Source organism: Rathayibacter sp. Leaf185 (assembly GCF_001423885.1).
Taxonomy (GTDB): Bacteria; Actinomycetota; Actinomycetes; order Actinomycetales; family Microbacteriaceae; genus Rathayibacter.
Map to the genome: position 1 here is coordinate 107,243 of NZ_LMPP01000003.1, position 18,181 is coordinate 125,423.

Sequence of the window (18,181 nt, forward strand, 5' to 3'; positions counted from 1 at the left end):
GGCGCCACGAACGTGACGTTCAAGACTATCCGACCCGGGAGGGTGCTAGCAATCTCCCAGGGTCGCGCTGCGACGCGGATCCCGCGGCACCGGTCAGCCCGCGAGACTCGCGCGCAGAGTGTCGAGGCCGACGCCGCCGAGATCGAGTGCGCGGCGGTGGAATCCGGCGAGCGAGAACGACGATCCCTCGCGGGCGGCCGTCTCGTCGCGCAGCTCCTCCCAGATCCGCTGACCGATCTTGTACGAGGGCGCCTGCCCCGGCCAGCCGAGGTAGCGGTTCACCTCGAAGCGGATGAAGGCGTCGTCCATGTTCACGTTCGCCCGCATGAACGCGAGAGCGGAGGCGGCGCTCCAGACCTCGGTCGAGCCCGGCATCCGCTTGCCCAGGTGCACCCCGATGTCGAGGACCACGCGCGCCGCGCGCATCCGCTGCCCGTCGAGCATGCCGAGGCGGTCGGCCGGGTCGTCCAGGTAGCCGAACCCCTCCATCAGCCGCTCGGCATAGAGGGCCCAGCCCTCGGCGTGCCCCGAGCTGCCGGCGAGCTGGCGGCGCCAGGTGTTGAGCCGAGCGCGGTTGACGACGGCCTGGCCCACCTGGAGGTGATGGCCCGGCACGCCCTCGTGGTAGACCGTCGTCAGTTCGCGCCAGGTCGCGAACTCGGTCACGCCCTCGGGCACCGACCACCACATCCGCCCCGGCCGCGCGAAGTCGTCGCTCGGGCCGGTGTAGTAGATGCCGCCCTCGTGGGTCGGTGCGATGAGGCACTCGAGCCGGCGGAGCTCGTCCGGGATGTCGAAGGCGGTGCCCGCGAGCTCGTCGACCGCGCGGTCGCTCGTCTCCTGCATCCAGCGCTGCAGGGCGTCGACGCCGTGCAGGGTGCGGGAGGGGTCCACGTCGAGGTGCGCGATCGCCTCGGCGACGGAGGCGCCGGGCAGGATCTCGCGGGCGATCGACTCCTGCTCGGCCGTCATCCGGGCGAGCTCCTCGATCCCCCACTCGTAGGTCTCGTCGAGGTCGACCACGGCGCCGAGGAAGCGGCGCGACTGCAGCGCGTAGAGATCCCGGCCGACCGCGTCCTCGTCACGCGCCGCAGGTGCGAGCTCGTCGCGGAGGAATCGGCCGAGACCGCCGTACGCGCCGGCGGCGCGGCGCGCGCCCTCCTCGAGGCGCACCGCGAGGGAGGCCGGCAGCGATCCTGAGGCGGGGGCCGCGTCAGCCGCCAAGGAGGCGAAGAATCCGTCCGGCGCCGCGATCGAGTCGGCCTGCTCGGCGACGAGGCGGACCTGCCGGGCCGCGGGTGTCACTCCGGAGCGGATGCCCTCGCGGAGCGTCTCGAGATAGCCGGCGAGGGCGGCCGGGACGGCGTGGAGCCGATCGGCGACGGCCTCCCAGTCGGCCACCTCGTCGGTGGGCATGAGGTCGAAGACGTCGCGCAGCTCCTGCGGAGGCGAGGCGATGACGTTGAGATCGCGGAGCGGCAGCTGCGCGTCGTGCGCCTCGAGCGTGAGGCGGAGCTCGGAGCCGAGATCGGCGACCGTCACGCGGTCGACCGAGTCGACCGGCTGGGCGGTCTCGAGCTCGGTGAGCGCCGCCGCCACCGCCTCGCGCGACCGGGCGCGACCCTCGGGCGACAGATCACCGAGGCGGCCGCTCGACTCCGCCCGGCCGACGTAGGTGCCGATGGTGGGATCGAGCTCGACCAGGGTGTCGACCCAGCGCTCGGCGATGAGATCGACGGCGGTCGGCTGACGAGGGATGTCGGAGGTCATGCGCCCGAGCCTAGCCAGGGCCTCGCGCCCCGGAGCGTCAGTGCGCGGCGTCGTCCCAGTCGGCGCCGTGGCCGACCTGCACCTCGAGCGGAACGCTGAGATCGACCGCTCCGGCCATCCGGGCGCGGACCACGGCCTCGAGCGCCTCCTCCTCGCCGGGAGAGACGTCGAAGATCAGCTCGTCGTGCACCTGGAGCAGCATCCGGGAGCCGAGGCCCTGCTCGTCGATGTCGGCCTGCACGCCGATCATCGCGATCTTCATGATGTCGGCGGCCGAGCCCTGGATCGGGGAGTTGAGCGCCGCGCGCTCGGCGTTGTCGCGGAGCACGCGGTTGGCGCTCTGCAGGTCGGGGAACGGCCGGCGGCGACCGAAGATCGTCTCGGTGTAGCCGGCCTCGCGGGCCTGCTCGACGACGCTCCGGAGGTAGTCGCGGACGGCGCCGAAGCGGACGAAGTAGTCGGTCATCAGCTGCTTGGCCTCGGCGCTCGAGATCCGCAGCTGCTTCGAGAGGCCGAAGGCGCTGAGGCCGTAGGCCAGCCCGTACGACATCGCCTTGACCTTGTTCCGCATCGCCGAGGTGACATCGGCCGGCTCGACCCCGAAGATGCGGGCGCCGACGAAGCGGTGCAGATCCTCTCCGCTGTGGAACGCCTCGATGAGCCCGGCGTCGCCCGAGAGGTGCGCCATGATCCGCATCTCGATCTGCGAGTAGTCGGCGGTCAGCAGCGTGCTCGCCTCCTCGCCGTGCACGAAGGCGGTGCGGATGCGTCGGCCGACCTCGCTGCGGACGGGGATGTTCTGCAGGTTGGGGTCGTTCGAGGAGATGCGGCCGGTCGCGGTGCCGGTCTGGTCGTAGCTGGTGTGGATCCGCTGGTCGGCGGTCACCGACTTCTCGAGCGTCTCGATGATCTGCTTGAGCTTCGTCGCATCGCGGTGCTCGAGCAGGAGGCCGAGGAACGGGTGCGGGTGGGAGTCCTGCAGATCGGCCAGGGCGGAGGCGTCGGTCGTGTACCCGGTCTTCGTCGCCCGGGTCTTGGGCATCGCGAGCTCCTCGAACAGCACCTGCTGGAGCTGCTTCGGCGAGCCGAGGTTCATCTCGTGGCCGATCTCGGCGAAGGCCCGGCTGGCGAGCTCGGCGGCCGTGGTCGTCAGCTCGCCGCGGAGGCGCGCCAGCACGTCGGAGTCGATCGAGACGCCCGTGAGCTCCATCGTCGCGAGCACCTGGACGATCGGCAGCTCGATGTCGACGAGCACCGAGAGCATGCCCTCGCCGAGCAGCTCGGTGAGCGGCGCGACCAGGCGGAAGGCGTACCACGCCTCCGTCGCCGGACCGATCGGCTCGACGCTCGGCACCAGCTGGTTCGGATCGCCCTGCGCCATCGTCTCGTCGAGGTACTGCGCGACCTGCGCGGGGAGCGTCGCGGCGTGACCGGTGGGCTGCAGGAGGTAGGCCGCCACCCGGGTGTCGAAGGCGAGACCGGAGACGGTCAGCCCGGCGCGACGCAGCGCCTTGATCTGCGGCTTCGCGTCGGCGAAGACCTTGGGCGCCTCGCCCGCTAGCCACTCCTCGAGCGCGGTGTAGTCGGGGCGGCCGGCGGCCCAGGGCACGAAGGCCGACTCGGTCTCGGTCGAGAGACCCAGCCCGTCGAGTCCGTCCGGACCGAGCTGCACCTGCACGGCGACGGGAGTCGTCCCCTTCGCCGACACGCGGTCGAGCCAGTGCGCGAGCTCCTCGTCGACGAGAGTGCGGACGGCGGGAGCGGCGGTGGTGACCGTGTCGCCGGCCAGCGCGGAGGCGGCGCCCTCGACACCCTCGTCGGCCGCGATCGTGAGCACCCGCTCCTGAAGCGTCTTGAACTCGAGACGGCTGAAGATCTCGCGGACGGCGTCGACGTCGATCGGGCGGCGATCGAGATCGGCGGGGCCGAGCGGCAGCTCGACGTCGGTGACGAGGCGGTTGAGGCGGCGATTGCGGAGCGCGTTCTCCTTCTGCTCCCGCAGCTTCTCGCCGACGACGCCCTTGATCTCGTCGGCGTGGGCGATGATGTCGGCCACCGTGCCGTACTGGTTGACCCATTTGGCGGCCGTCTTCGGGCCGACCTTGTCGACTCCGGGCAGGTTGTCGCTGGTCTCGCCGACGAGGGCCGCGATCTCGGGGTACTGGTGCGGCTCCACCCCGTACTTCTCGAACACCTTGTCGCGGTCGTAGCGGGTGAGCTGCGAGACGCCCTGGGTGGAGGGGTAGAGCAGGGTCACGTCGGGGGTGACGAGCTGGATGGTGTCGCGGTCTCCGGAGACGACGAGGACACGGAAGCCGGCCTCCGCGCCCTGCTTCGCGAGGGTCGCGAGGATGTCGTCGGCCTCGAAGTCCTCCTTCGAGACGGTGCGGATGTTCATCGCGTGCAGCGCCTCTTCGAGCAGCGGGACCTGGCCCTTGAACTCGGGCGGGGTCTCGCCTCGGGTGCCCTTGTACTCGGGGTACTCGCGAGTGCGGAAGGAGTAGCGGGAGATGTCGAAAGCGACGCCGAGGTGGGTGGGCTTCTCGTTCTTGAGGAGCAGGATCAGCATCGACAGGAAGCCGTGGATGGCGTTCGTGTGCTGGCCGTCGCGGGTCTGGAAACTGTCGACCGGGAGCGCGTAGAAGGCGCGGAAAGCCAGCGAATGACCGTCGATGAGCAGGAGGGTAGGCTGTTCCGGATCTGACACAGGGCAAGACTACACAGCGCCTCCGACACCGGATCCGGCCGGTTCGCCGCCGCCGGACGGGACGCTCGCGGGGCTCCACGACGAGGAGTACCGTGACCGATTCCGCGCCCCGCGCCACCGCCTGGACCCGCCCCCCGGCGCTCGATCTCGTCGGCTCCATCGGCCGCGGCGGAGGCGAGCTCGCCGACACGATGGGCATCGTCTGGCACGAGCTGACCCCCGAGCACTCCGTCGCCTCGATGCCGGTCGAGGGCAACCGCCAGCCGTTCGGGATCCTGCACGGCGGCGCCCACGTGGTGCTCGCCGAGTCGATGGGGTCGATCGCCGCGAACATCCACGCGGGCGAGGGACGCGTCGCGATGGGCATCGAGCTGAACGCGAGCCACAGCCGCTCGACGCGCTCCGGCTTCGTCATCGGCACCTGTGACGCGATCCACCTCGGCTCGACGCTGACCACGCACGAGATCGCGATCCGCGACGAGCAGGGGCGCCGCCTCTCGACGGTCCGCATCACGAACATCATCCGGAACCGCTGAGCCCGGCAGTGCCGGTTCCCGCGGCGGTCCCCGCCCACCGCGGCGCGGTCGGCGCGACGAGATGGTCGCGTCGGGTGGAGCGGGTCGCGAACGGCTCCGGGAGAACGCTGGCACGCGTTTTCCCCGGTCACCTCGCGGAGCTCGGCCGGCCGACCGCCGAAAGTGCCGACGACGATCACGCGCCGACGAGACGGAAGGCGCCGTCGCGCAAGCCCGGGCGTGGGTGGCGGGGGCGACCTAGGCTCGGAGCGTGAGCTTCCGTGATCTGCTGCGTTCCCTGCCGTCCATGCCGTCCGAGCTGCCCGGCTTCGATGCGGAGGCGGCGCCGGCCGACCCCGTCGAGCTGTTCTCGCAGTGGCTCGAGGAGTCCGCGGCGGCGGGGCAGCTCCTCCCGCACGGTGCGACGCTCTCGACCGCCGACACCCGGGGCGATGTCACCGCACGCGTGCTCGTGCTGCGCGACATCGACGACCGCGGCTGGGCCTTCTCGACCCACGCCTCCAGCCCCAAGGGCCGCGCGATGGCCGAGAACCCGCACGCGTCGCTCACGTTCTTCTGGCCCGTGCAGGGTCGGCAGGTCAGAGTCGAGGGCCACTCCGAACGCGGCACCGCCGACGAGTCCGCCGAGGACTTCCGCCGGCGCTCGGAGGCGGCGCGCACCGCGCTCCTCGTCGGCCGGCAGAGCGAGCCGATGCGCAGCTCCGCCGACTTCGGTCTCGTGACGCTCCAGACGAGCGTGGCCGTGGGCTGCTCCCCCGCCGTGCTCGACCGGGACTGGTCGGTCTACCGCGTCGTCCCCGAGAGGATCGAGTTCTGGCAGGGCTCGACCGCGCCCGAGCAGGACCACGTGCGGCTCGAGTACCGCCGGGGAACGACGGAGGCGGGCGACTCCCTCTGGGAGCGCACCCGCCTCTGGCCGTGATCAGGTCTGGTCGCGACCTGCTGCACCGGCCCTACTTCTTGGGGCTCAGCTGCTCGATGATCGCCTGGGCGACGTCGTGCATGGTGAGCCGGCGGTCCATCGACGCCTTCTGGATCCAGCGGAACGCCTCGGGCTCGGTGAGACCCATCTTCTCGTTCAGCAGGCCCTTGGCCCGGTCGACGAGCTTGCGGGTCTCGAAGCGCTCGACCATGTCGGCGACCTCGGCCTCGAGGGTGATGATCTGCGCGTAGCGCGACAGCGCGATCTCGATCGCGGGGAGCAGGTCGTTGGGCGTGAACGGCTTGACGACGTACGCCAGAGCGCCGGCCTCGCTGGCGCGCTCGACGAGCTCCTTCTGGCTGAAGGCGGTGAGCAGGACGACGGGGGCGATGTGCGCCTTCGAGAGACGCTCGGCCGCCGAGATGCCGTCGAGCTGTGGCATCTTGACGTCCATGATGACCAGGTCGGGGCGCAGCTCGGTGGCGAGGGCGACGGCCGTCTCGCCGTCTCCGGCCTCTCCGACGACCTCGAAGCCGTTGTCGCGGAGGATCTCCACGATGTCCATGCGGATGAGCGATTCGTCTTCGGCGACGACGACCCGACGGGGTGCGGTCGACGTGGGTTCCTGGTCTGTCACGCCGAAGAGCCTACGGTATTCTCAACGGGCTTGTTGTGCGCCGGTGTGGCGGAATGGCAGACGCGGGGCACTCAAAATGCTCTGTCCGAGAGGGCGTGCGGGTTCGAGTCCCGCCACCGGCACAGCTCCCGCCCGTTCCCGCGACGCGATTCGCTAGCGTCGTCGGATGAGCGATCCCTCGACCGTCTGGCCCCTCTTCTCGCTGGTCCTGCGCACCCCGCGGCTCGAACTGCACCCGGTGCGCGACTCCGATCTCGCGAGCCTGGCTGCGGCCGCGACGGCCGGCATCCACGAGCCGGGGCGCTCGCCGTTCCCGTCTCCCTGGGCCGAGGCGCCCGCCGAGAAGCTCCCCGCCGACCTCGCCCGATACCACTGGTCGCTCCGGGCGGCGACGACCGTCGATTCCTGGCGCGTGGCCTTCGCGATCGTCGAGGCCGGCGTCGTCATCGGCTGCCAGGACCTCGTCGCCGACCACTTCTCGGCGACCCGCACGGTGTCGTCGGGCTCGTGGCTGACCCGCGGCGCGCAGGGCAGAGGGCTGGGGCGCGAGATGCGCGCTGCCGTGCTCCTGCTCGCCTTCGACCACCTCGGCGCCGAGGTGGCCGAGAGCAGCGCGCTGGAGTGGAACAGCGCGTCGATCGGAGTCTCGACCGCCCTCGGCTATCAGCCGAACGGCACGCAGCGCACCGTCGGAGCCGACGGCGTCGCGGTCGCCGAGACGCGCTTCCGCATCACGCCGGAGACCTTCCGACGTCCCGACTGGTCGCTGGAGGTCGAGGGGCTCGAACCGGCCCGGACGGCCCTGCTCGAGCCGCCGGTCTGAGCCTCAGAACTCGGCGAGACTCCCCCGCAGGCCGCCGCCCGGGAAGCCGCGGCGCAGGATCCCGCGGCGGCGCAGGATCGGCACCAGCTCGTCGAGCATCCGGTGCAGCGTGACCGGGTGGAAGTCGCCCGAGAAGGCGATGCCGTCGTTGCCCGCCTCGTCGCCCAGCTCCTGGATGAAGTCGGCGACCTCCTCCGCGGTGCCGACGACACCGCGGCGGTCGGCGAGGAGGCCGAGGCGCGCCTTGGCGGTGAGCAGCGCGCGCAGCGGAGCGTCCGCCTCCGCCCCGCCGTACAGCCCGGCGATGCTGCCGCGCGAGACGTGCTCGCCGAACACGGAGGGATCGACGGGCCGGTCGAGGTCGAGCGCGGTGAGGTCCGTCTCGAGATCGCTCGACTGCGCCGCGGCGATCGCGAGCAGAACCTCGTCGCCCGGGTGCGCGGAGGCGGCCACGAGCCGCTCCGCCTCCTCGCGACTCGCGACGACGACCGGCTTGAACACGAAGAGGACGGTGAGGTCGTCGGGATCGCGCCCGTGCGACGCCGCTGCGGCGCGAGCCCGCTCGCGGTAGGTGCGGACGGTGGCGGTGTCGAGCGAGGCCAGCGCGAGCTGGATCTCGGACTGCGCCCCGGCGAAGTCGATGCCGCGGGGCGAGCCGCCGGGCGAGACGATCACCGGCTCCCCTCCGTCGAGGGGCAGGGCGTTGAGCGGCCCTTCGAACGTGTAGTGGGCACCGCGGTGCCGCACCGGCCGCACCAGCGTGCCGTCGGCGAAGCGACCGGTCGACGCGTCCTGGATCAGGGCGCCGTCGTCCCAGCTGCGCCAGAGCTCCCGGATCGAGTCGAGCCACTCGTGCGCGCGGTCGTACGCCACATCGTGCGGCACCGGATCGAGCCCGAAGTGCCGGCTGCTGCCGACGTCGGTCACGACGTTGAGGCCGAGCCGGCCGCCGCTCAGGTGCTGCAGCGATGCGAACTGCCGGGCCGCCTGATAGGGGCTGTAGGCCATCGGATTCACGGTGGGCGCGACTCCGAGATGCTCGGTGGCCTCGAAGAGGTACGGGGCGAGCAGCATCGGGTCGTGCTTGGGACCGCCGTACGCGCGCCGGACCCGGAGGTCGAGGGTGCTCGCGTTCCCGAGCGAGAGCGCGTCCTCGATGATGACGAGGTCGAACCCCGCCTGCTCGAGCTCTCGTGCGCTCTGGCGGTAGAGCTCGGGGCCGGTCCAGGAGCGGTCCCAGTTCCAGTTCGGCTGACCCCACGCCTGCGGGCCGAAGCCGCGCGAGAGGAACCAGGCGAAGTGCTGCGGGTCGCTCACGACGCCTCCGCCAGCTGCAGCGGACGCGAGGCGGCAGCCCGGAGACCCTGCTCGAGATCGGCGAGCAGGTCCTCGAGATCCTCGATGCCGATCGACAGACGCAGAAGGCCCGGGCCGATGCCCGAAGCCTCGAGCTGCTCGAGGGTGCGACCGGTGTGCGTGGTGCTGGCGGGGTGCAGGACCAGTGAGCGGACGTCGCCGAGGTGAGTCATCCGGGTGAAGACCTCGAGGGCGTCCGAGAAGCGGCGGGCGGCCTCCAGGCCCCCGTGCAGAGTGAACGAGAAGACGGAGCCCTGACCCAGCGGGAGGTAGCGCTGCGCCAGCGCGTGGGACGGGCTCGAGGCCAGTCCGCTGTAGTCGACGCTCTCGACCTCGGGTCGCCCTTCGAGCCAGCGCGCCACGAGCAGGGCGCTGCGCGACTGGTGGCGCACGCGCAGCGACAGGGTCTCGAGGCCCTGCTCGAGGAGGAACGAGGTCAGCGGCGACACGGTCGGTCCCATGCGTCCGGCGACGACGTCGCGCGCGTAGGCGAGGAAGGCGCGGTCCGGCTCGACCGGCCCAACCACGAGGTGGGGGTAGTCGGTCGCCGCCCAGTCGAAGCGGCCGGAGTCGATCACGACTCCGGCGATGACCGCGCCGTGCCCCGCGAGGAACTTGCTGGCCGAGTGCACGACGACGTCAGCTCCGTGCTCGATCGGCCGCAAGAGGTAGGGCGTCGCGAAGGTGTTGTCGACGACCAGCGGAACGCCGGAGCGGTGCGCCGCGTCAGCGACCAGCTGCAGATCGACGATGTCGTTGCGCGGGTTGGGGATCGACTCGACCAGGACGGCGCGGGTGCGCGGCGTGATCGCCTGCTCCCAGGCGAGCGGGTCGTCGGCGTCCTCGACGAAGGTCGTCGTGATGCCCAGGCGGGCGAGGTTCTCGAGCAGGAGGTTGCGCGTGCCCTCGTAGAGGCTCGCGGCGGCGACGAGGTGGTCGCCCGCGGAGGCGAGGGTGAGGAGGGCGACGGAGACGGCGGCCTGCCCGCTGCCGACGAGGAGCGCCTCGCGTCCGCCCTCGAGGGCGGCGATCCGGCGCTCGACGGCGTCGGTGGTCGGATTGCCGACGCGCGTGTAGGTGTAGCCGTCGGCACCGGCGAACCGGTCGCGCGCCTCGTCGAACGAGTCGAAGCTGAAGCCTGCGGTGAGGTAGATCGGGGTACGGCGGGCGTGGAGGGCGTCGTCCGCGGCTCCGGCGTGCAGCTGCCGGGTCGAGAAGCCCCACTCGCGTCCTGCGCGTGCGTCGTCCGCGTCCATGGTCATCCGCCTCCTCGTCGCCGTCGCCCGGCGGGACAACGCTCGCACGGGAGGCGCGCGCGGTGCCGGGCGGTTACCCGGCGTTACGGCGTGCGGTTACCCGGGGTTACGGCATGCGGCCATGAGAGGCGGTGCGGCTCACGCGAACGCGCCCGCGGTCGGCAGGAGGTGGTGCGGTTCGCAGGACTCGCGGAGGAAAGAGCGCTCTCGCCCCCGCGGATCCCGCGCGCGAGCCCTCATGACCTGCGGAGCGCACGAACTCCTGCGAAGCGCACGAACTCCTGCAGATCGCGCACCCGGAGCGAGGGACACGGCGGGCATCACCAGAACATGGTGCCCGGGGCGCCCTTGAAGGGCCCGACGACGCGGGAGGTGATCCACCCGCCGTAGAAGTCGCCCGGCTGCGGCTCCACGACCTCCTCGTCGACGGTGCAGGAGTCCATCCTGCCGGGGTACAGCGCGATGGTGTCGCGGAGCACCTCGAAGCCCGGCATCGGCTCCGGGTACGTCCAGCCGGCCGCGTCGGCGACGACCCCACCGCCCCGCACCGAGAGGTAGGACGCCGCCCCCTTGAACTCGCAGACACTGCGCCCCGGAGCCGGCGAGAGCACACCCTTCGCGAAGTCGCCGCGGGGCAGGTAGTAGACCGGCGGGTGACTGGTCTCGAGCACGCGGAAGGAGGCGTTCGACTCCGCCACGACCACTCCCCCGAGCCGGACCACGACGTGCTCCGAGCTGGGCTCGACCCTGGGCGGCCTCGGGTAGTCCCAGACGGATTCCTGGCCCTCCGCGGGCACTGCGCGCTTCATGCCCTCCACGCTACGCGGCGCCCCGGCGGGCGCCCGTCGCTCCCAGCCGATGCCCGGCGGCTCGCCGACCGGGGGCAGCGGATCACCGCCGCCAGCCCCGCGGGGCCCCCGGGGTCGCGTAACGTCGTCCTTGCGCCCGGAACCCCGAGACCAAGCGCAGAAGGACTACAGAGTGCCCACCGAATGCATCCACGGCCTCGACATCGCGCTCTGCGACGTCTGCTCGCCCGCCAAGCTCCCCGAGCCGCCGGCGCGCACTCCCCGCGTCCCCGTGCGCGTCCCCGGGACCTCCCGCGCGGCGACCGCCCGGGCCGCAGCGCGCGGAACCGCGCGCGAGAAGCCGCTGCCCAAGGTCGACATCGCTGCCCAGCGGATCTACCACGTGACGCACCTCGACAACCTCGCGGCGATCGTCGCCTCCGGTGCCCTGATCGCCGATGAGCACCTCACCGAGCGCCCGGCGATCGACGTCAGCGCCGAGACCACTCGCGAGCACCGGCGCGCCGTGCAGATCAAGGACGGCGCCAGCGTCGCCGGCTTCGTCCCCTTCTTCCTCTCACCGGACGCCGCGCTCTGGGCCGACCTCCGCGGCGAGCGGGTCGCCCCGCACTGGTCGCCGCGCGCGCAGACCACGACCGCCTCGCAGTACGTGGTGCTGGTCGGCTCCCTCGCCTCGGCGCCCGTCCTCAGTGACGGGGACGCCTCCCACGTCCTCACCCGCTTCAGCGAGGGCGACGCCCTGGTGCGCACCTTCGCGCGACTGCTCGTCGACGAGCCGGCGCTCCGCAGCGCCGAGGCCCTCGTGCCCGAGCGCTTCCCGCTCGAGGAGATCGCCGTGGTCGGCGTTCCGTCTGTGACGATGAAGAACAAGGTGAAGGCGCTGTTCGAGGGCAGCACCGCGTCGCCCCGCGTCGCCGTCTACCCGCCGTGGTTCCACCCGGTCACCGACGCGGAGTGACTCCGGCGGCCCGTCAGACGTCGAGCAGATCGATCCGGTCTGCGAGGTAGCGCTCGATCGGCATGAGTCCCTGGTCGCCGAGACCCGGCGCCCAGCGGACGAGCACCTCCTCACCGCGCAGCACCAGCGGGTCCGGCCCCGCGAGGAGGCCGTCGGCGTCGATCCGCAGGCGCCGCCAGCCGTAGTTGACGGTCTCGCCTTCGCGGAACGGGCCGTCGAAGGCGGCACGCCGGATCTCACGGCGGGCCTCCTGCGACTCCGACTGATTGTTGGCGTGCAGCGGAGCGACCGCGCGGGTCACGGAGCCCGTCGCCACGAGCCCGCCGGAGCGCTCGAGGAGAACGACTCCGAGCCGCCATGCGCGGCCGACCGGCGCCATCACGGGCGCGCGGCGGAAGCCGAGGATGGCACGCGGGCGTCGGAGCCCGGCCAGGGCCTGGTCCTCGACGCCGCGTCGGTCGAGCTCCGCGCCGACTCCGGCGAGCAGGTCGGCCAGGTGTGCGGCAGCCCGCTCCGCGTCGTGCGACATGCGCTCCTCCTCGGTCGGAGCCAGCCTAGAACGGGCGACGCAGCGCGCGGAGCCGCGGCCGTCTCACCGTTACGATCACCTGACGACACCGAGGAGGACGAGCGATGCGCGTCATCATGATGGGACCGCCCGGCGTGGGCAAGGGCACTCAGGCGGCGATCCTGGCCGAGGCGCTAGGCGTGCCGGCGATCTCGACCGGTGAGCTCTTCCGCGCCCACGTGGCCGACCGGACGGAGCTCGGACGGCGATTGCGCGACATCATCGAGGCCGGCAAGTACGTGCCCGACGAGATGACGAACGCGCTCGTCGCCGAGCGGATCGACGAGGCGGACGCCCAGGACGGCTTCATCCTCGACGGGTACCCGCGGACCACGGCGCAGGTCGAGGAGCTCGACCGAATGCTCGACGAGCGCGGCGCCGCGCTGGCCCGCGTCGTGATGCTGACGGCCGAGACGGACGTGGTCGTGGATCGACTGCTCGCGCGTGCCGCGCAGCAGAACCGCGCCGACGACGACCCGGAGGTCATCCGGCACCGGATCTCGGTCTACGAGCGCGAGACCGCGCCACTCGAGAAGGTCTACGCCGAGGCGGGGATCCTCGTCCGCATCGACGGCAGCGCCGCGCAGGACGAGGTCTCGCAACAGGTCGTCGCGGCGTGCCGGGCCGAGTGACCCCGCACGCCGCGGCGACCGCGGGTCAGATCGCCGAGGCGAGGACCTCGTCGAGCTTGGCCGAGGCCTCCTCGTCGGTGCCCTTCAGTGCGAGGGAGAGCTCGGACACCAGGATCTGGCGGGCCTTGAGGAGCATGCGCTTCTCGCCGGCCGAGACTCCGCCGGCCTGCTCGCGGCGCCACAGGTCGCGGACGACCTCGCTGACGCGGTAGACGCTGCCGCTCGCCATCTTCTCCTGGTTGGCCTTGAAGCGGCGCGACCAGTTGCTGGCCTCCTCCGCGACATCGCTGCGCAGCACGTCGTAGACGGCCTGCACACCGGCGTCGTCGATGATCTCGCGGACGCCGACGAGCTCGGCGTTCTCGACGGGCAGGGTGATCGTGAGCTCGCTCGTGTGCACGTTCATCGTCATGAACGTCTTCTCGACGCCCTTGACCGAGCGCTTCTCGAGTCCGGTGATCGTCACCGCTCCGTGGTGCGGGTAGACCAGCGTCTCGCCGACCTCGAATAACATCATGTCGTGCCTTTCATCGTGGGGCCTGTGGTGGGATCGAGAGTCCGCAGCGGCGCATCGGCCAGCCACGGAGGCAGGAGGGCGACCAGGCGCTCGACGAGCTCCTCGTCGGTGCCGTCGAGGGAGCCGGCGAGCCAGGAGCCGACGACGGCGAGGACGCCGCCGGCGGCGAAGGTCGCGGTCAGCTCGGGGTCGACGGACACGGGGACGTCGACGCGCACGAGCACCCCGCGGTGCAGCGCGAGGACGGTGTCGAGAACGGCGTCGTCGGAGGCCCCGCGCGCCGAGGCGCGAGCGCGCAGGCGGGCGTGGAACGCGTGGCGGTCGACGAGCCGATCGATCAGCCGCGCGTAGCCGCGGCGCAGAGCGAGCGCTCCGGTGCGGTCCGCGGAGTCGGCTCCCGCGACCTCCGCGACCACGAGGTCTTCGCGCAGGAGGGCGGAGGCGACATCCGCCGCATCGTCGAAGTGCGCGTAGAACGAGCTGCGGCTGATCCCGGCCTCGCGCACGATGTCGCTGACCGCGATGCCCTCGGCACGCTCCCCCTCGGCCTGCATCACGAGCCGCTCGACCGCGTCGAAGACTCGACGTCGGGTTCGACGGGTGCGGGGGTCGCCCTGGCGCGGGCTGTGGTGGTGTTCCGCTCCGGGCAGGGAGGCGAGGCGAGCGGAAGTCATCCCGATCAGTCTACCACTTCCCGGACAGGTGTTCGAGAAACTGCGCACGCCGGGTCAGCGGGCGGCGGCACGGGCCTTCTCGAGGCGGGCGATGCGCGTGCGCGCGGCGCGCTCGCTGGGCGACACCATGCCGAGGTACCGCTCGAGGAAGCGCATCAGGAGGCGGTTCGCCGTGATCGCCGGCCACCAGGCGCGACGGAGCCCGAGCAGGCGCCGCACCTCCGGGCTGAGCGACGCGACCGCACCGGCGAACAGCAGCGGATAGACGAGCCCGGCCTCACCGGGGAGCTTCACGCGGCGCAGGAAGCCGACCGCCTCGCGGACCCTCTCGTCGGGTTTCAGCTCACCCGCGAATCCGGCCAGCTGCTCGCGGAGCTCGGCGACGCTCTCGGGCGGAGCATCGACGCCCAGGAGGCGGCCGGATGCAGCCCACTCGCGGACGTACGCATCGGGTCCGCCGGGGATCGGGCGCCCCCACACCTCGTGGGCACCGAGGAACGCATCGGTGAAGGCATCGTGCACCCAGAGCAGGAGGCGCGGATCCTGGGCCGAGTAGTCGCGCTCGGCTCCGGACGCGTCCTCGTACGAGCCGACGATGCGCTCGTGCACGCCGGTCACCCAGCGCGCGGCGCCGGACGCCGCGCCCGTGTCGCCGAAGCTGGTGGTGAGCACCCAGCGGACCGTGTTGTCCAAGCGCCCCATCGGATCCTCGCGGTAGCGGGAGTGGTCGTGGACGCCGGCCATCGCGCCCGCGTGCAGCGTCTGCATCAGCAGCGCCCTCACTCCGGCGATCATGGTCGGCATGCCGCCGTTCACGGCCCACACGGCGCTGCCGGGGCCGAACAGTCCCTCGTCGTCGCCCGTCTCGAGGGCGGCGACCCAGTCGGGTCGGGGGCGGGGACGTCGTCGGCTCATCCGGTCAGTCTGCGCGCGCATCCTGGACGCGGCTGGTTCTTGCGTCCCCCGTCATCGGGTGTTACTCCGCGAGGAGCTCGCGCACGTCGTCGGCGGTCAGCGCCTGCGCGAACAGCTCGCCCTCGTCGAGCGCCGCGGTGCTCAGTCGCGACTTGCGTGCCTGGAGTCGCACGATCTTCTCCTCGATCGTGTCCTTCGCGACGAGACGGTACACGTTGACGCGTCGCTCCTGGCCGATGCGGTGCGTCCGGTCGATCGCCTGCGCCTCGGCGGCCGGGTTCCACCAGGGATCGAGGATGAAGACGTGGTCGGCCTCGGTGAGGGTCAGGCCCGTCCCGCCCGCCTTGAGGCTGATCAGGAAGACCGGGGCATCGCCCGAGCGGAACGCCTCGATGACGGCCGCGCGGTCGCGGGTCGAGCCGTCGAGCTGCACGAACGGGATCCCCTCGGCGCGCAGCCGCACCGCCGCGCGCTCGAGGTACGACGTGAAGGTGCTGAACACCAGCGCACGCCGGCCCTCGGCGAGCACGTCGTCGAGGTGCTCGAGCAGCGCGTCGAGCTTGGCGGAGGGGACGTGCCGGTAGGCCGGGTCGACCAGCGAGGCGTCGAGGGCGAGCAGGCGCAGCAGGGTCAGCGAGCGGAACACGGTGAAGCGCTGACGATCGAGGTCCTCCACGAGTCCCATCAGCTTGCGGCGCTCGCGCTGGAGGTAGGTGTCGTAGAGCACGCGATGGCCGGGAGCGAGGGTGACCTCGAGCATCTGCTCCTGCTTCTCGGGCAGCTCCGGGGCCACGGCCTCCTTGGTGCGCCGCAGCAGGAAGGGTCGGATGCGCGAGCGCAGCCGGTCGAGGCGCCGGCGGGCGCCCTCGGACTGGGGGACGGTGCGGCCGTCGGAGAGATCGGGGGACGCGATGCCGACCGGCGCCTCGGCGTGCTGGATCGGACGGGTGTACTCCTCGCGGAAGCGCCGCAGCGGCGGCAGCAGCCCCGGAGCGACGAGCGCGAGGATCGCCCAGAGCTCGTCGAGCGAGTTCTCGAGCGGCGTGCCGGTGAGTGCGAGAGTGATCGGCGCGCCGACGCCCCTGGCCGCTCGGTGCGTCTGCGATCCGGGGTTCTTCGCGAACTGCGCCTCGTCGAGCACGAGCGCCGACCACTCGCGGGTGCTCCACTCGTCTGCCGCGAGCCGCAGCACCGCGTAGCTGGTCACGACGACGTCGGCATCGGCGGGGACGCTCGCGAGCGTCGCGCCGTTCCGGGTGCTGGTGACGGCGTGCACGCCAAGTGTCGGAGCGAAGCGCGCCGCCTCCGACAGCCAGCCGGGGAGGACCGAGGTGGGTGCGACGACCAGGAACGGAGCCCGCGGCGACTCCTCGACGGCCTCGAGCATCATGGCCAGGGTCTGCAGGGTCTTGCCGAGCCCCATGTCGTCGGCGAGGATTCCGCCCAGCCCGTGCCGGCGACGGTGCACGAGCCAGGCGTAGCCGTCGCGCTGGTACGGGCGCAGCTCGCCTACCAGCCCGGCGGGCGGAGCGACCTCGCGCGGAGAACCGGCGGCCAGCGCGTTCTCGAGCACCCGTCGCCAGGCATCGGAGGCGACGGTCTCATCGGCCAGCTCCTCGAGCTCGTCCCAGAGCGCCGTCTGGTGCCGGCCGATGCGCGCGCCGGTCTCCCACTCGTCGACCTCCTCGGCGTGGTTCAGCAGCTCGCGCAGCCGATCGAGGCCGGGGTGCGCGAGCGAGAGGTAGGAGTGGTCGACGAGCCGGATGCGGGTGCCGCCCGTCGCCAGGGCGCGGAACAGCGGGCCGAAGGGGACCTCGGCGTCTCCGATCCTGACCACGACGCCGAGATCGAACCAGTCGGCGTTCTCGGTGTCGACCGCGGTGAGGGTGAGGGTGAGCGCTCCGGTCAGCAGCCGGTAGTCGGGCGGCACGCCCTCGCGCTCGATCCTGACACCACCGACGGCCTCGAGCAGGGGCAGCTGCTCGACCACGAACACGGCGGCGTCCGCTCCCCGCAGCACGGTGGGCCGCCCGATGTCGGGCACGACCGACGAGCCCGCCTCGGCGAGCACGGCGCTCGCGCGGCGGAGGATCGCGGTCTCGAGATCGACCGGGCCGCCTCCGTCGAGCTCGGTCGCCCGATCGGGGGTGCGCCGCCAGTGCCAGCTCACCCGCGCGACGCGACGCGGCTCGAACGAGACGGTGCAGACCAGGCGCGGCGGCTCCGGTTCGTCGAGGTCGGGCCCGGAGGCGCCCCCGCGCACCGCGACGCGCCCGCGCAGCGAGGGAAGGTGCTCGCGGAGGAACTCATCGACGTCGTCCCGCGGCACCACGGTGGTCTCGGGGTGGCGGAGGAGCCGCAGCTCCTCGTCGTCGAGCGGACGCGGAGCCGGTGCGAGCAGCAGCCGAGAAGGATCGCCGGACACGACCGCGTAGACACCGTGCCGGGCGATCGGGCGCACCGACTCCGCCGGCCGCTCCTCGCCGTCGATCTGCAGGACCGGCCGCAGCGCGAGCGCTCCCTCCTCCGTCTCGGCTCGGAGCGAGATCCGGGCCGACGCACCGAGCGCGACGCTGCCCTTCTCGGGTGCGAGCAACGGGATCCTCAGGCCCTCGGCCTGCGCGAGCAGCTGCCAGAGCAGGGGGCTCTCGTAGTCGTCGAGGTGGATCCAGTCGGGGTCCTGACCGAGGTGGACGGTCCGCGTCGCCCGGTGCAGCGCGGCGAACTCGGCGAACCAGCGCTGGTGCGCGGGATCGAGCGAGAGCCGGTGGGTCTGGTGGTTGAGCGACTTCCAGGTGAGGGTCGTGCGGTTCCACGCTCCCCCTCGACCGGCGACGACCGGCCGGGTGGCGAGGCGGTGGTCGTCGCGATCGTCGGAGTCGTACCCCTTAGCGGTCACGCGCTCGCTCGCGGGGGCGCGCCACGGATCGTCGACCCGGCGCACGAGACGGCGCAGCTCGAACTGCAGCCCGATGGGGGTGAGCGGACCCGTGCTCTCGGCCTCCGCTCCCCCGCTCAGCTCGCCGACGCGGGCGCGCCACGCGGCGGAGGGGGACGGGTCGGGAGGCACCGGACCATGCTGTCACGTGCCTCCGACACGG

16 protein-coding genes and 1 tRNA gene are annotated in these 18,181 nt (G+C 72.2%); 6 read left to right on the forward strand and 11 right to left on the reverse strand.

What is annotated here, in order from left to right; all coding sequences use genetic code 11:
- Nucleotides 1-93 precede the first annotated feature (93 nt).
- Together ASG06_RS12835 and polA are read right to left on the reverse strand one after the other, a co-directional pair.
- Entirely contained in the window at nt 94-1,770 is a 1,677-nt protein-coding gene (locus tag ASG06_RS12835; protein ID WP_056042825.1) for a DUF885 domain-containing protein, read from the reverse strand.
- Between the two features lie 37 nt (nt 1,771-1,807).
- Entirely contained in the window at nt 1,808-4,477 is a 2,670-nt protein-coding gene (gene polA, locus ASG06_RS12840; RefSeq protein ID WP_056042828.1) for a DNA polymerase I, read from the reverse strand.
- A 92-nt stretch (nt 4,478-4,569) separates the two neighbouring features.
- Here polA and ASG06_RS12845 point away from each other — a divergent pair, with 92 nt between their 5' ends.
- Nucleotides 4,570-5,013 (forward strand): PaaI family thioesterase, encoded by a 444-nt coding sequence (locus ASG06_RS12845; RefSeq protein ID WP_442965610.1) that lies wholly within the window; start codon nt 4,570-4,572, stop codon nt 5,011-5,013.
- A 250-nt stretch (nt 5,014-5,263) separates the two neighbouring features.
- On the forward strand, nt 5,264-5,935 hold the full coding sequence (locus ASG06_RS12850) for a pyridoxine/pyridoxamine 5'-phosphate oxidase (protein ID WP_056042830.1): 672 nt from the start codon (nt 5,264-5,266) through the stop codon (nt 5,933-5,935).
- A gap of 31 nt (nt 5,936-5,966) precedes the next feature.
- Here the strand turns inward: ASG06_RS12850 and ASG06_RS12855 are convergent, their stop codons facing one another.
- Complete coding sequence (locus tag ASG06_RS12855) at nt 5,967-6,572, reverse strand: ANTAR domain-containing response regulator (protein ID WP_056042832.1); 606 nt, start codon at nt 6,570-6,572, stop codon at nt 5,967-5,969.
- Nucleotides 6,573-6,611: 39 nt separating this feature from the next.
- On the opposite strand from ASG06_RS12855, the gene ASG06_RS12860 reads away from it, so the two are divergent.
- Nucleotides 6,612-6,694, forward strand: a tRNA-Leu gene (locus ASG06_RS12860).
- A gap of 44 nt (nt 6,695-6,738) precedes the next feature.
- On the forward strand, nt 6,739-7,395 hold the full coding sequence (locus tag ASG06_RS12865; RefSeq protein ID WP_056042833.1) for a GNAT family N-acetyltransferase: 657 nt from the start codon (nt 6,739-6,741) through the stop codon (nt 7,393-7,395).
- A gap of 3 nt (nt 7,396-7,398) precedes the next feature.
- Here the strand turns inward: ASG06_RS12865 and ASG06_RS12870 are convergent, their stop codons facing one another.
- The 3 genes from ASG06_RS12870 to ASG06_RS12880 form a co-directional block, all read right to left on the reverse strand.
- Entirely contained in the window at nt 7,399-8,712 is a 1,314-nt protein-coding gene (locus ASG06_RS12870) for an LLM class flavin-dependent oxidoreductase (protein WP_056042835.1), read from the reverse strand.
- Complete coding sequence (locus tag ASG06_RS12875) at nt 8,709-10,007, reverse strand: O-acetylhomoserine aminocarboxypropyltransferase/cysteine synthase family protein (protein WP_442965611.1); 1,299 nt, start codon at nt 10,005-10,007, stop codon at nt 8,709-8,711. The genes ASG06_RS12870 and ASG06_RS12875 overlap by 4 nt, the downstream gene beginning before the upstream one ends.
- Before the next feature lie 320 nt (nt 10,008-10,327).
- Nucleotides 10,328-10,816 carry a DUF427 domain-containing protein gene (locus ASG06_RS12880; protein ID WP_056042840.1) on the reverse strand — a complete coding sequence of 163 codons (489 nt, stop codon included), beginning with the start codon at nt 10,814-10,816 and terminating at the stop codon, nt 10,328-10,330.
- A 172-nt stretch (nt 10,817-10,988) separates the two neighbouring features.
- On the opposite strand from ASG06_RS12880, the gene ASG06_RS12885 reads away from it, so the two are divergent.
- Entirely contained in the window at nt 10,989-11,774 is a 786-nt protein-coding gene (locus ASG06_RS12885) for a DarT ssDNA thymidine ADP-ribosyltransferase family protein (RefSeq protein WP_056042842.1), read from the forward strand.
- 13 nt (nt 11,775-11,787) lie between these two features.
- Here ASG06_RS12885 and ASG06_RS12890 read toward each other — a convergent pair whose 3' ends face one another.
- A complete protein-coding gene (locus ASG06_RS12890) occupies nt 11,788-12,303 on the reverse strand; it encodes a hypothetical protein (RefSeq protein WP_056042844.1) in 516 nt (171 codons plus the stop codon).
- A gap of 104 nt (nt 12,304-12,407) precedes the next feature.
- Between ASG06_RS12890 and ASG06_RS12895 the strand changes: the two genes are divergently transcribed.
- On the forward strand, nt 12,408-12,974 hold the full coding sequence (locus ASG06_RS12895; protein ID WP_056042846.1) for an adenylate kinase: 567 nt from the start codon (nt 12,408-12,410) through the stop codon (nt 12,972-12,974).
- Nucleotides 12,975-12,999: 25 nt separating this feature from the next.
- On the opposite strand, the gene ASG06_RS12900 is transcribed toward ASG06_RS12895, so the two are convergent.
- From ASG06_RS12900 to ASG06_RS12915, 4 genes are all read right to left on the reverse strand, one after another.
- Nucleotides 13,000-13,488, reverse strand: a complete 489-nt coding sequence (locus ASG06_RS12900) for a CarD family transcriptional regulator (RefSeq protein WP_056043500.1) — start codon at nt 13,486-13,488, stop codon at nt 13,000-13,002.
- A complete protein-coding gene (locus ASG06_RS12905; protein WP_156465978.1) occupies nt 13,488-14,165 on the reverse strand; it encodes a TetR/AcrR family transcriptional regulator in 678 nt (225 codons plus the stop codon). Before ASG06_RS12905 ends, ASG06_RS12900 begins: the two co-directional genes overlap by 1 nt.
- A gap of 54 nt (nt 14,166-14,219) precedes the next feature.
- A complete protein-coding gene (locus ASG06_RS12910; RefSeq protein ID WP_231727726.1) occupies nt 14,220-15,080 on the reverse strand; it encodes an oxygenase MpaB family protein in 861 nt (286 codons plus the stop codon).
- Between the two features lie 61 nt (nt 15,081-15,141).
- The gene (locus ASG06_RS12915; RefSeq protein WP_056042852.1) at nt 15,142-18,150 is read right to left on the reverse strand and encodes a DEAD/DEAH box helicase; all 3,009 of its coding nucleotides are present in this window, start codon (nt 18,148-18,150) and stop codon (nt 15,142-15,144) included.
- Nucleotides 18,151-18,181 lie beyond the last annotated feature (31 nt).